This is a genomic window from Bordetella genomosp. 1, assembly GCF_002261335.1.
Taxonomy (GTDB): domain Bacteria; phylum Pseudomonadota; class Gammaproteobacteria; order Burkholderiales; family Burkholderiaceae_B; genus Bordetella.
Genome location: NZ_NEVL01000002.1, coordinates 1 through 12,662 on the forward strand (window position 1 = coordinate 1; position 12,662 = coordinate 12,662).

Sequence of the window (12,662 nt, forward strand, 5' to 3'; positions counted from 1 at the left end):
CCGCTCGAGAATGTCTGGGTCACCGACATCGAGGGCGTGGTCTACGAAGGCCGCACCACGCTGATGGATCCGGACAAGGCGCGCTACGCGCAGAAGACCGAGGCGCGCAAGCTGGCCGACGTGATCGGCGACGCCGACGTGTTCCTCGGCCTGTCGGCCGGCGGCGTGCTCAAGCCCGAGATGGTCGCGGCCATGGGCCCGCGTCCGCTGATCCTGGCGCTGGCCAATCCCACGCCCGAGATCCTGCCCGAGCTCGCGCGCTCGGTGCGCGACGACATCGTGATGGCGACCGGCCGTTCGGACTATCCGAACCAGGTCAACAACGTGCTGTGCTTCCCCTACATCTTCCGCGGCGCGCTCGACGTGGGCGCCACCACGATCACGCGCGGCATGGAAAAGGCGGCGGTCTATGCCATCGCCGGCCTGGCCGAGGAAGAGCAGAGCGAAGTCGTGGCGGCCGCCTACGGCACCTACGACCTGTCGTTCGGCCCCGACTACCTGATTCCCAAGCCCTTCGACCCGCGCCTGATCGTGCGCATCGCGCCGGCCGTCGCCCGCACCGCGATGGAAGAGGGCGTGGCCACGCGTCCGCTGGCCGACCTCGACGCCTACGTCGAGCAGCTGCAGCAGTTCGTGTATCACTCCGGCGCCTTCATGAAGCCGCTGTTCGGCACCGCCAAGCGCATCGTGCGCGAGGGCGGCCGTGCCCGCATCGTGTTCACCGAAGGCGAAGACGAGCGTGTGCTGCGCGCCGTGCAGGTGATCGTCGACGAAGGCCTGGCCCGCCCGATCCTGGTCGGCCGTCCTGCCGTGCTGTCGGCCCGCATCGAGAAGTTCGGCCTGCGCCTGCGCCTGGGCCAGGACGTCGAGGTGACCAACCCCGAATACGACGAGCGCTTCCACCAGTACTGGACCACCTACTGGGAGCTGATGTCGCGCCGTGGCATCACGAAAGAGATGGCGCGCGTGGAAATGCGCCGCCGCCTGACGCTGATCGGCGCGATGATGGTGCGCGTGGGCGATGCCGACGGCATGATCTGCGGCGCCGTGGGCGCCTACCACGACCACCTGCGCTTCATCGACGAAGTGATCGGCATGAAGCCCGGCGCCAAGACCTACGCCGCCATGAACATCCTGCTGCTCAACGAGCGCACGGTGGCCCTGGCCGACACGCACGTCAACGACGATCCCACCGCCGAGCAGATCGCCGAGATCTCGATCGCCGCGGCCGAGGAGATGACGCGCCTGAACCTCGCGCCCAAGGTGGCGCTGCTGTCGCGCTCGAACTTCGGTTCGGGCAGCTCGGCCTCCGGCGCCAAGATGCGCGCCGCGCTCGAGCTGGTGCGCGAGCAGGCCCCCGAGCTCGAGATCGACGGCGAAATGCACGGCGACTGCGCGCTCGACGAGGCGCTGCGGCTGCGCATCCTGCCCTCGTCCACGCTCAAGGGCGAGGCCAATCTGCTGGTCTGCCCCAACGTCGACGCCGGCAACATCGCCTACAACTTGCTCAAGACCGCGGCGGGCGGTAATGTGGCCGTGGGCCCGTTCCTGCTGGGCGCCAATGCATCGGTGAACATCCTGACTTCCAGTTCCACCGTGCGCCGGATCGTGAACATGACGGCCCTCACCGTGGTAGATGCCAACCTTCCCAGATGACGACGCAAGCGCCGGGGCCCACGGGCACCGGCGACCGACCGCCCTGGTCCTGACCGGCGGCGGCGCGCGCGCCGCCTATCAGGTGGGCGTGCTGGGCGCGATCCTGGAGATCCTCGATCCCCAGTCGCGCCCGGGCTTTCCCAATCCCTTTCCCATCATCTGCGGCACCTCGGCCGGCGCGGTCAACGCCGCGGCGCTGGCCTGTCGCACCGACCGGCCGCATCTCGCGGTGCGGCGCATGCGCAGGCTCTGGTCCTCGCTCGAGACCGGCATGGTCTACCGCGCCGACACGCCCGGCCTGGTCGGCACCGGCGTGCGCTGGCTCGGGCTGCTGTCGCTGGGCTGGATGATGACCAACAAGGCGCGCAAGCGGCCGCAGTGCCTGCTCGACAATGCGCCGCTGGCCGACCTGCTCGGCCGCACGCTCAATTTCAACCGGCTCAGGCACAACCTGCAGCGCGGCCGGCTGTCGGCGCTGGCCATCACCGCCTCGGGCTACACCAGCGGCGAGCACCTCACCTTCTACCAGTCGAACCGGCCGATCGAGCCCTGGCACCGCTTCCTGCGGCGGGCCGTGCCCACGCCGATCGGGGTGGACCACATCATGGCGTCGAGCGCGATCCCCTTCGTGTTTCCGGCCCACCCGGTGGAGGTCCAGGGGCAGGTCGAGTGGTGCGGGGACGGATCCATGCGCCAGCTCGCGCCCATCAGCCCGGCCATCCACCTGGGCGCCGAGCGGGTGCTGGTGATCGGCACCAGCTATCACGACGAAACCCATCCCGAGCAGCGCGACGAGGCGCCGCCCTATCCCTCGCTGGCGCAGGTGGGCGGGCACACCCTGTCGAGCATCTTTCTCGACAGCCTGTCGATGGACCTGGAGCGGCTGCAGCGCACCAACCGACTGCTCGACCAGATGGGCCGGCGCGAGGACCCCGCCATGAATCTGCGCCGCGTCGACGTGCTGGCCATCACCCCCAGCCAGTCGCTCGATCTGCTGGCGCTGGAACACCTTCAGGCCATGCCGGCACAGGCACGTACCCTTTTCCGGGTTCTCGGTGTATCGTCCGACCCAAGCCGGCAGGGCGGGGGAGCGTTGATGTCGTATCTGCTCTTCGAATCCGCTTACACGCAGCGATTGATAGATCTGGGGTATGCCGATACGATGCGGCGTATTGACGAAGTCGTGACGTTTTTCGAGGAGGCCCGGGCATGACGCGGAACGGCCAGACGACGCTGCTGAAGCAATTGCGCCGCAACGGGGCAATCGAGCATGATGACCTGGACAAGCAGGACATGGTCAACGCCACGCATGAGCTGGGCATGTCCTTGCTGGTGGCAGACTGCGATCGCGCCCGCAGCCGTTCGGCGGTATTGCGGGCCATTGCCAAGGCGGTCGACTTCCCCGAATTCTTCGGCGGCAATCTGGATGCGCTCTACGATTGCCTGTGCGACACCATCCTCGACAACAAGACCGCCGGCGTGGTGCTGTGGCTCTACCGCCTGCACTCCGGGGATCCCGCGCTCGAAGAAGACGCCTCCGCCATCGCGGCCGTGTGCGACGACGCGGCGCAGTTCGCCACCGACAACGGCCGCTCGTTCTGCTATGTGATCGAGCATGCCGGCCGCCATCCCGATCCCGAACCCGGCGTGGCCGCGCAGCCCTACGGCGAAGTCTGAGCCGCTGTCATCCCGATGCAACAAGGGCTGCCCTGGGCAGCCCTTTTGCCGTCCGGCGCGCGGCGCCCGTCCGTGGCGTGGCCGCTTCAGTGATGCCAGCCCAGCAGCGCGGTGGCCGCGGCGATCAGCGCCAGGCCGGCAGTCTCGGTGCGCAGCACGCGCGGGCCGAAGCGCACCGCCGTCACGCCGGCGCGCGCGGTGTCCTGCAGCTCGGCCTCCGACCAGCCGCCCTCGGGGCCGACCAGCAGCGCCAGGCCGTGCGTGCGCACGTCGTGCGCGGCCAGGGCGCCCGGCAGGTCGGTCGTGGCGTCGGGGTGGCACAGCAGCCGCAGGCCCGGCTCGGGCTGGGCCAGGTAGTCGCGCAGGCTTTGCGGCGCATCGACCTCGGTGAGGCGGTTGCGGCCGCACTGTTCGGCGGCCGACTGGGCGATGCGGCGCCAGTGCTGCACGCGCTTGTCCAGCCGCGCGCCGCTCAGCTGCAGCACGCTGCGCTGCGCCGCCACCGGCACGACCCGCGCCGCGCCCAGCTCGACGGCCTTCTCGATCACCCAGTCCATCTTGTCGCCGGAGGGCAGCCCCTGCACGAGGGTGACGCGCCCCGGCAGCTCGGCCTCGCGCGGCAGGTGCGCGCCCAGCAGGGCGCAGGCGGCCTTGCCGTCGATGCGCAGCGTGCCCGGGTACTCGCCGCCCTGGCCGTCGAAGAGCACGAGCGGCGCGCCGTCGCGCAGGCGCAGGACCCGGGCGGCGTGGTGGGCCAGCGCCTCGGGCAGGGCGATCTCGGTGTTCGGCGCCAGCGGCGTTTCGCAATAGAAGCGGGGAGTGGACATGGGCACAGGGGTGTTTCGGGGCGGGCGCGCAGCGGTCCGGCGCCTGGCGCGTAGGCTATCACGCGGGACCGGGCGCGCGCCGGCCGGCACCGGGAGTGTAACGGCGTGTAGGCGCGGGGGCGGGCCGCGGGCCCGGCGGCATGGGGCCGGGGGCGGTTGCAACAACCGGGTAGGCCGGGTAATCCCTGGATGCTAAAATTGTGAGCTTTCCATCCCACATCGTGGCCGCCGCGCGTGCCTGTGTTGCGCCGCAGCGTCGCCTTACAGAGCCTTCCCAATGAGCAATCCGACCGCCCCCAAACTTGCCTTGGCGGATGCCATCCGCGTACTCGCGATGGACGCCGTGCAGAAAGCGAACTCCGGCCACCCGGGGGCGCCCATGGGGATGGCGGAAATCGCCCAGGCGCTGTGGCTGAACAACCTGCGCCACAATCCGGCCGACCCGGCCTGGGCCAACCGTGACCGCTTCGTGCTGTCCAACGGCCACGGCTCGATGCTGATCTACGCGCTGCTGCACCTGACCGGCTACGACCTGTCGATGGACGAGCTGAAGAACTTCCGTCAGCTGCACTCGCGCACCCCGGGCCACCCCGAAGTGGGCATCACCCCGGGCGTCGAGACCACCACCGGCCCGCTGGGCCAGGGCCTGGCCAACGCGGTCGGCATGGCGCTGGCCGAGTCGCTGCTGGCGGCCGAGTTCAATCGCCCCGGCCATGCCGTGGTCGACCACCACACCTATGTCTTCCTCGGCGACGGCTGCCTGATGGAAGGCATCTCGCACGAAGCCTGCTCGCTGGCCGGCACGCTCAAGCTGAACAAGCTGGTCGCGCTCTACGACGACAACGGCATCTCGATCGACGGCCACGTCGAACACTGGTTCGGCGACGACACCGCGACGCGTTTCGAAGGCTACGGCTGGAACGTGATCCGTGGCGTCGACGGCCATGACGTCGCTGCCGTCGATGCCGCGATCAAGGCCGCCCGCAAGCAGACCGAAAAGCCCACCCTCGTCATCTGCCGCACCGTGATCGGCAAGGGCGCGCCCAACATGGCCGGCACGCACAACGTGCACGGCGCGCCGCTGGGCAACGACGAGATCGCCGCCACCCGCACCGCGCTGGGCTGGAGCGCCGCGCCGTTCGAGATCCCCGCCGAGATCTACGCCGGCTGGGATGGCCGCAAGCCCGGCGCCGCCGCGCAGGCCGAGTGGGAGCAGTCGTTCGCTGCCTACGCCAAGGAATTCCCCACCGAGGCCGCCGAGTTCAAGCGCCGCATGAAGGGTGACCTGCCGGCCGACTACGCCCAGGCCGTTGCGCGCTTCATCGCCGCCACCAACGAAAAGGGCGAGACCGTCGCCACCCGCAAGGCCTCGCAGTTCGCCATCACCGAGCTGGCCGGCCTGCTGCCCGAGATGCTGGGCGGCTCGGCCGACCTGACCGGCTCGAACTTCACCGACTGGAAGGGCGTGGCCGCCGTGCGTGCCGGCGCCGAGGGCCACATCCAGTTCGGCCGCCACATCAACTACGGCGTGCGCGAATTCGGCATGGCCGCCATCATGAACGGCATCGCGCTGCATGGCGGCTACCTGCCGTTCGGCGGCACCTTCCTGACCTTCTCCGACTACTCGCGCAACGCCATCCGCATGGCCGCGCTGATGAAGCAGCGCGTGGTGCACGTGTTCACGCACGATTCGATCGGCCTGGGCGAAGACGGCCCGACCCATCAATCGATCGAGCACGCCAGCAGCCTGCGCCTGATCCCCAACCTGTCGCTGTGGCGCCCGTGCGATACGGTCGAGACCGCCGTGGCCTGGGACTACGCCGTGAGCCGTCCGACCTCGATCGGGATGGACGTGCACGAAGGCGGCCCGACCGCGCTGCTGCTGTCGCGCCAGAACCTGCCCTTCGTGCAGCGTGACGAAGCGACCCTGAAAGCGATTGTCCGCGGTGGTTACGTCTTGCGGGACGCCGAGGGCGCCCGCGCCGTTATCATCGCCACGGGTTCGGAAGTCGCGATCGCGCTGGCCGCGCAGGAAGCGCTGGCCAAGGAAGGCATCGCGGTGCGCGTGGTGTCGATGCCCTCGACCGACGCGTTCGACGCCCAGGACGCCGACTACAAGCGCAGCGTGCTGCCCGCCGGTCTGCCGCGCGTGGCCGTCGAAGCCGGCATCACCGCGTTCTGGCACAAGTACGTGGGCCTCGAAGGCGCCGTGGTCGGCATCGACCGCTACGGCGAATCGGCCCCGGCCGGCGCGCTGTTCAAGTTCTTCGGGCTGACCGCCGAGAAGGTGGCCGAGACCGTCAAGCAGGTTTTGTAAAAAGGAGATCTAGTCATGACCATTCGCGTCGCCATCAACGGCTATGGCCGTATCGGCCGCAACATCCTGCGCGCCCACTACGAAAACGGTAAGAAGCACGACATCGAGATCGTTGCGATCAACGACCTGGGCGATCCCAAGACCAACGCCCACCTGACCCGCTACGACACCGCCCACGGCAAGTTCCCGGGCACCGTCGAAGTCGATGGCGACTTCATGGTGGTCAATGGCGACAAGATCCGCGTGCTGGCCAACCGCAACCCGGCCGAGCTGCCCTGGGGCGAGCTCAAGGTCGACGTGGTGCTCGAGTGCACCGGCTTCTTCACCTCGAAGGAAAAGGCCTCGGCCCACCTGAAGGGCGGCGCCAAGAAGGTCATCATCTCGGCCCCCGGCGGCAAGGATGTCGACGCCACCATCGTGTTCGGCGTCAACGAAAAGGTCCTGAAGGCCAGCGACACCGTCATCTCGAACGCGTCGTGCACCACCAACTGCCTGGCCCCGCTGGTCAAGCCGCTGAACGACAAGCTCGGCGTCGAAACCGGCCTGATGACCACCGTCCACGCCTACACCAACGACCAGGTCCTGACCGACGTCTATCACGAAGACCTGCGCCGCGCCCGTTCGGCCACGATGAGCATGATCCCGACCAAGACCGGCGCCGCCGCCGCGGTCGGCCTGGTGCTGCCCGAACTGAACGGCAAGCTGGACGGCTACGCCATCCGCGTCCCGACCATCAACGTGTCGATCGTCGACCTGACCTTCATCGCGTCGAAGGAAACCACGGTCGAGGAAGTCAACGGCATCCTGAAGGCGGCCTCGGAAGGCGAGCTCAAGGGCATCCTGAACTACAACGTGGATCCGCTGGTCTCGATCGACTTCAACCACAACCCGGCGTCGAGCAACTTCGATGCGACGCTGACCAAGGTCTCGGGCAAGCTGGTCAAGGTCTCGTCCTGGTACGACAACGAGTGGGGCTTCTCGAACCGCATGCTCGACACCACCGTCGCGCTGATGTCGGCCAAGTAAGCAACGCATGGGCGCCGCTCTCGGGCGGCGCCGGAAAACGGGCCAGACAGGCGCGTTGTGGGGCGGATGCCCGGTCACAACGACGATGTCTGGCCTTTTTCTCGGCCTCGCGCAGCGGGCCGATACAAGGGAAATCCGCATACATGTCTCAAGTCCAAACGCTCTCCGCCCTGGCCCGCGCCGGTGAACTCGCCGGCAAGCGCGTGTTCATCCGCGCCGATCTGAACGTGCCGTTCGACGATGCCGGCCGCATCAGCGAAGACACGCGCATCCGCGCCTCCGTGCCCGGCATCCGCCTGGCGCTGGACGCCGGTGCCGCCGTGATGGTCACCTCGCACCTGGGCCGGCCCAAGGAAGGCGAACTCACCGAAGCCGACTCGCTGGCCCGCGTGGCGCAGCGCCTGTCCGAGCTGCTGGGCATGCCCGTGCCGCTGGTGCAGGACTGGGTCGACGGCGTGAAGGTCGAGCCGGGCCGCGTGGTGCTGCTCGAGAACTGCCGCGTGAACGTGGGCGAGAAGAAGAACGACGAGGCGCTGTCGCGCAAGATGGCCGCGCTCTGCGACGTCTACGCCAACGACGCCTTCGGCACCGCGCACCGCGCCGAGGCCACCACGCACGGCATCGCGCGCTTCGCGCCGGTGGCCTGCGCCGGCCCGCTGCTCGAAGCCGAGCTCGAGGCCCTGGGCCGCGCCCTGCATGAGCCCAAGCGTCCGCTGGTCGCCATCGTGGGCGGCTCCAAGGTGTCGACCAAGCTGTCGATCCTGCAGGCCCTGGCCGACAAGGTCGACCAGCTGGTGGTGGGCGGCGGCATCGCCAACACCTTCATGCTGGCCGCCGGCCTGCTGATCGGCAAGTCGCTGGCCGAGCCCGACCAGGTCGACCAGGCGCGCGCCGTGATCGACATCATGAAGCAGCGCGGCGCCGCCGTGCCCATCCCCACCGACGTGGTGGTGGCGAAGTCGTTCGGCGCCGATGCCCAGGCCACCGTCAAGGCGGCCGCGGACGTGGCCGACGACGACATGATCCTGGACATCGGTCCGGACACCGCCCAGACCCTGGCCGACATCCTGAAGAAGGCCGGCACCATCGTCTGGAACGGCCCGGTCGGCGTGTTCGAGTTCGATCAGTTCGCCAACGGCACCAAGGTCGTGGCCGAGGCCATCGCCGCCTCGCCCGCGTTCTCGATCGCCGGCGGCGGCGACACGCTCGCCGCCATCGCCAAGTACCAGATCACCGATCAGGTCGGCTACATCTCCACCGGCGGCGGCGCCTTCCTCGAGTTCCTCGAGGGCAAGTCGCTGCCCGCCGTGGCGGTGTTGCAGGAACGCGCCGCGAAGTAAGCGGCGCGCGCGCGGGTTTGCGGCGTGTCATGCGCCCGGACCCGCGGCGGCGGTAATATCGGCAGGCCCGCGTCGTGCGCAAGCATGGCGCGGGCCTGCTGCTTTCCGACTCACGGACCCGATGATGATCCCGGCTTCGATCTGGCGTTTCCTTCCCGGCATGGACAAATGGCGCGGCATCACGCCCGCGCAGGCGCGCGGCGACGCGCTCGCCGGCCTGTCGGTGGCCGCCGTCGCGCTGCCCGTGGGCCTGGCCTACGCCACCCTGATGGGCGTGCCGGCCGCGGCCGGCCTGTGGGCCGCGATTGCCGGCATGCTGGGCTACGCGCTGTTCGGCGCCTCGCGCACGCTCATCGTCGGGCCCGACACCGCCACCTGCACGCTGATCGCCGCCACCCTCACCGGCATGGCCATCGTGGCGCCCGAGGAACGGTTGGCGGCGGCCGCCGGCATGGCGCTGGTGGTGGGCCTGGGCTGCCTGGCGGCGCGCCTGTTCCGGCTCGGCGCGCTGGCCAATCTGCTGTCGCGCCCGGTGCTGGTGGGCTACATGGCCGGCGTGGCGATCACGCTGGCCGGCGCGCAGTTCGCCGCGCTCACCGGCGTCGGGCCGCGCGGCAGCGACCTGCTGCGCCCGTTTGCCGAGGTGTCGCGCCTGGTGACGCAGGTGCACTGGCCCACGCTGGTGTTCGGCCTGCTGTGCGTGGCCTTCCTGGCCGCGCTGCGGCTGACGCGGCCCAGGTGGCCGGGGCCGATCCTGCTGGTCGCGATCTCGTGCCTGGTGTCGTGGCTGCTGAATTTTCCGGCGCTCGGCATCGCGGTGGTCGGCGACATCCCCGCCGGCCTGCCGGCCCTGCACCTGCCCGAGCGCATGCATGACGTGGACGCGCTGCTGATGGGCGCGGCCGGCGTGCTGCTGGTGAGCTTTTCGAGCGGCATCGTCACGGCGCGCAGCTTCGCCGCCCGCACCGGCGAGACCGTCGATCCGAACCGCGAGCTGGTCGGCTTCGGCGCGGCCAACATCGCCGCCGGCCTGTTCCAGGGCTTCGTGGTCACGGGCGCGGACTCGCGCACCGCCGTGGGCCTGTCGGCCGGCGCGCGCTCGCCGCTGACCAGCGTGGTGGCCGCGCTGGCCCTGGCGCTGGTGGTGTCGGTGGCGACCGGCGTGCTGTATTGGCTGCCGCAGGCCGCGCTGGCGGCGATCCTGCTGCTGGCCGCGCTGCATCTGTTCGACTGGCGCGCCTTCGCCACGCTGGCGCGCATCTCGCGCGCCGAGCTGGCGTTTGCGGTGCTGGCCACGGTGGGCGTGGTGTTCTACGGCGTGCTGACCGGCGTGGTGGTGGCCGTCACCGCCACGCTGATGTACGTGATGTACGTCACCGCCACGCCGCGCGATGCGCTGCTGGGCCGGCTGCCGGGCGACACGGCGCTGTGCAAGCTGCACCTGAATCCCACCGCCAAGCCGGTGCCCGGCACGGTGGTGTGGCTGTTCGAGTCGTCGATCTGGTTCTTCAACGCCGACGCGTTCCGCCGGCGCGCGCGCGAGGTGATGGTGCTGGGGCAGGGCGCGCGCTGGTTCGTGCTCGACGCCGAGGCCATGACGCACGCCGACGCCGACGCCATCGACGCCCTGACGCAGCTCAGGAACGAGGTCGAGGCGCGCGGCATGACGCTGCTGCTGGCCGGCGGCCACGGCAACTTCCGCATGGCGCTCGACCGCTCGGGCCTGGCCGATGCGATCGGGCGCGACCGCATCTTCCTCACGCCGGAGCAGGCGGTCGAGGCGGTGGAGGCGGGCCGCTACGGCCGCGCCGAAGATCTCGCCTTCGACCAGAGTGCGCCCTGAGCCGCGCTCAGTCGATGATCGAGTAGCCGCCGTCGATGTAGAGCGTCTGGCCCGTGATGCGGCGCGCGCCGTCGGTGGCCAGCCAGGCGGTGGCCTCGCCCACGTCGTCGATGGTGACGAGGCTGCGCGTGGGCGCCTTGGTCTGGGCCTGTTCGAGCAGATCGTCGAAGCCGGCGATGCCGCTGGCCGCGCGGGTCTTGAGCGGCCCCGGCGAGATCGCGTGCACGCGGATGCCCTGCGGTCCGAGCTCGGCCGCCAGGTAGCGCGTGGCCGATTCGAGCGCGGCCTTCACCGGCCCCATCATGTTGTAGTTCTCCACCACCATCTGCGAGCCGTAGTAGGTCATGCAGAACAGCGTGCCGCCGTGCGGCATCAGCGGCTCGGCCAGCTTGGCCATGCGGATGAACGACCAGCACGACACGTCCATCGCCATCAGGAAGCCGTCGCGCGAGCAGTCGGTGACCCGGCCGTGCAGGTCGTCGCGCGGCGCGTAGGCGATCGAGTGCATCACGAAATCCAGTCCGCCCCACTCGGCGGCGATGCGCGCGAACACGGCCTCGAGCTGGCCCGGCTGCAGCAGGTCGAGCGGCAGCAGCAGGCTGGCCTCGACCTCGCGCGCCAGCGGTTCGACGTGCGGCAGCGCGCGGTCGTTCAGATAGGTGAGCGCCAGCTCGGCGCCGAGCGCGCGGAAGGCGCGCGCGCAGCCCCAGGCGATCGACTGGTCGTTGGCGATGCCGGTGATGAGGCCGCGGCGGCCCGCCAGCGGCGCGAAGGGGGCGGCGGGCGCGCTCATCGGCCGCGCACCCGGTCGAGCGTGTGCTGCGCGATGATCAGCTCTTCGTTGGTGCGCACCACGTACACGCCGATGCGGCTGTCGGCCGTGCTGATGCGCGGGCCGTGCTGCGCGTTGCGCGCGTCGTCCAGCGCGATGCCGAGCCAGGCCAGGCGGGCGCAGATGGCGGCGCGCACGGCGGCGGCGTTCTCGCCGATCCCGGCGGTGAACACCAGCGTGTCGATGCCGCCCATGGCGCAGCCCAGGCCGGCGATGCCCTCGGCCACGCGCCAGGCGAAGTAATCGAGCGCCAGGCGCGCGCGCGGATCGTCGCTGGCGAGCAGCTCGCGCACGTCGTTGCCCATGCCCGACAGGCCCTTCAGGCCGCAGTCGTGATAGAGCAGGTGCTCGATCTCGTCGTGCGTCATGCCCTGGTTCATCATCCACAGCACGATGCCGGGGTCGAGCCGGCCCGGGCGCGTGCCCATGGGCAGGCCTTCGAGCGCGGTGAAGCCCATGGTGCTGTCCACGCTCTTGCCGGCGCGGATCGCGCAGGCCGACACGCCGTTGCCCAGGTGCGCGGCCACGATGCGGCCGGGCACGACCTCGGGCAGGGTCTGGGTCAGGCGCTGCACCAGGTATTCGTAGGACAGGCCATGGAAGCCGTAGCGCCGCACGCCCTCCTGGTAGAAGCGCTCGGGCAGGGCGTAGTGATCGGCCAGCGCGTCGTGCGAGCGGTGGAACGCCGTGTCGAAGCAGGCCACCTGCGCGATGCCGGGACGGCGCTCGCGGATCACCCGGATCGGTGCCAGGTTGTTGGGCTGGTGCAGCGGCGCGAGCGAGGTGTACGACTCGAGTTTGGCCAGCACGGCGTCGTCGATCAGCACGGGCTCGGACAGGTCGGGGCCGCCATGCACCACCCGGTGGCCCACGGCCATCGGCACGCCGCTCAGGTGGCCGCTCAGCCACATGCCCACCACTTCCTGCGCGTTGGGCACGTCGGCGGCGTGGCTGGGGGCGATGTCGCGTTCGATCATGGTCTGGCCGGCGGCATCGCGCGCGCGCAGGCGCGGATGGCTCGAGCCGATGCCCTCGACCTGGCCGCCCAGCCGCGCGGTGAGGGTATCGCCCGGGCCCACCTCGAACAGGTGGAACTTGATGCTGGAGCTGCCGGCGTTGATGACGAGGATGGTGTCGCTCATGG

10 protein-coding genes are annotated in these 12,662 nt (G+C 70.0%); 7 read left to right on the plus strand and 3 right to left on the minus strand.

Going from position 1 to position 12,662, the window contains the following annotated elements; translation table 11 throughout:
* The 3 genes from CEG14_RS05070 to CEG14_RS05080 form a co-directional block, all read left to right on the plus strand.
* Nucleotides 1-1,656: phosphate acyltransferase (locus CEG14_RS05070; RefSeq protein ID WP_094825291.1), on the plus strand; the 1,656-nt coding region annotated here is incomplete at its 5' end.
* A gap of 49 nt (nucleotides 1,657-1,705) precedes the next feature.
* Entirely contained in the window at nucleotides 1,706-2,869 is a 1,164-nt protein-coding gene (locus CEG14_RS05075; protein ID WP_094825891.1) for a patatin-like phospholipase family protein, read from the plus strand.
* Nucleotides 2,866-3,333, plus strand: a complete 468-nt coding sequence (locus CEG14_RS05080) for a barstar family protein (protein ID WP_094825292.1) — start codon at nucleotides 2,866-2,868, stop codon at nucleotides 3,331-3,333. Before CEG14_RS05075 ends, CEG14_RS05080 begins: the two co-directional genes overlap by 4 nt.
* A gap of 86 nt (nucleotides 3,334-3,419) precedes the next feature.
* Here CEG14_RS05080 and CEG14_RS05085 read toward each other — a convergent pair whose 3' ends face one another.
* The gene (locus CEG14_RS05085; RefSeq protein ID WP_094825293.1) at nucleotides 3,420-4,160 is read right to left on the minus strand and encodes a 16S rRNA (uracil(1498)-N(3))-methyltransferase; all 741 of its coding nucleotides are present in this window, start codon (nucleotides 4,158-4,160) and stop codon (nucleotides 3,420-3,422) included.
* 277 nt (nucleotides 4,161-4,437) lie between these two features.
* Here CEG14_RS05085 and tkt point away from each other — a divergent pair, with 277 nt between their 5' ends.
* The 4 genes from tkt to CEG14_RS05105 all read left to right on the plus strand — a co-directional run bounded on the left by tkt (nucleotide 4,438) and on the right by CEG14_RS05105 (nucleotide 10,686).
* On the plus strand, nucleotides 4,438-6,477 hold the full coding sequence (tkt, locus tag CEG14_RS05090) for a transketolase (protein ID WP_094825294.1): 2,040 nt from the start codon (nucleotides 4,438-4,440) through the stop codon (nucleotides 6,475-6,477).
* Nucleotides 6,478-6,492: 15 nt separating this feature from the next.
* Nucleotides 6,493-7,503, plus strand: a complete 1,011-nt coding sequence (gene gap / locus CEG14_RS05095; protein ID WP_094825295.1) for a type I glyceraldehyde-3-phosphate dehydrogenase — start codon at nucleotides 6,493-6,495, stop codon at nucleotides 7,501-7,503.
* Nucleotides 7,504-7,646: 143 nt separating this feature from the next.
* The gene (locus tag CEG14_RS05100) at nucleotides 7,647-8,843 is read left to right on the plus strand and encodes a phosphoglycerate kinase (protein ID WP_094825296.1); all 1,197 of its coding nucleotides are present in this window, start codon (nucleotides 7,647-7,649) and stop codon (nucleotides 8,841-8,843) included.
* Nucleotides 8,844-8,964: 121 nt separating this feature from the next.
* Nucleotides 8,965-10,686, plus strand: coding sequence for a SulP family inorganic anion transporter (locus CEG14_RS05105; protein WP_256985585.1), 1,722 nt, complete (start codon nucleotides 8,965-8,967; stop codon nucleotides 10,684-10,686).
* A gap of 7 nt (nucleotides 10,687-10,693) precedes the next feature.
* On the opposite strand, the gene fabI is transcribed toward CEG14_RS05105, so the two are convergent.
* Both fabI and CEG14_RS05115 read right to left on the minus strand, forming a co-directional pair.
* Entirely contained in the window at nucleotides 10,694-11,479 is a 786-nt protein-coding gene (gene fabI / locus CEG14_RS05110) for an enoyl-ACP reductase FabI (RefSeq protein WP_094825297.1), read from the minus strand.
* Complete coding sequence (locus tag CEG14_RS05115; protein WP_094825298.1) at nucleotides 11,476-12,660, minus strand: acetate/propionate family kinase; 1,185 nt, start codon at nucleotides 12,658-12,660, stop codon at nucleotides 11,476-11,478. The genes fabI and CEG14_RS05115 overlap by 4 nt, the downstream gene beginning before the upstream one ends.
* Nucleotides 12,661-12,662 lie beyond the last annotated feature (2 nt).

Coding starts and splice junctions, on each gene's coding strand:
- CEG14_RS05080 (WP_094825292.1), top strand. CDS start 2,866: ATGACGCGGAACGGCCAGACGACGCTGCTGAAGCAATTGCGCCGCAAC.
- CEG14_RS05085 (WP_094825293.1), bottom strand. CDS start 4,160: ATGTCCACTCCCCGCTTCTATTGCGAAACGCCGCTGGCGCCGAACACC.
- tkt (WP_094825294.1), top strand. CDS start 4,438: ATGAGCAATCCGACCGCCCCCAAACTTGCCTTGGCGGATGCCATCCGC.
- gap (WP_094825295.1), top strand. CDS start 6,493: ATGACCATTCGCGTCGCCATCAACGGCTATGGCCGTATCGGCCGCAAC.
- CEG14_RS05100 (WP_094825296.1), top strand. CDS start 7,647: ATGTCTCAAGTCCAAACGCTCTCCGCCCTGGCCCGCGCCGGTGAACTC.
- CEG14_RS05105 (WP_256985585.1), top strand. CDS start 8,965: ATGATGATCCCGGCTTCGATCTGGCGTTTCCTTCCCGGCATGGACAAA.
- fabI (WP_094825297.1), bottom strand. CDS start 11,479: ATGAGCGCGCCCGCCGCCCCCTTCGCGCCGCTGGCGGGCCGCCGCGGC.
- CEG14_RS05115 (WP_094825298.1), bottom strand. CDS start 12,660: ATGAGCGACACCATCCTCGTCATCAACGCCGGCAGCTCCAGCATCAAG.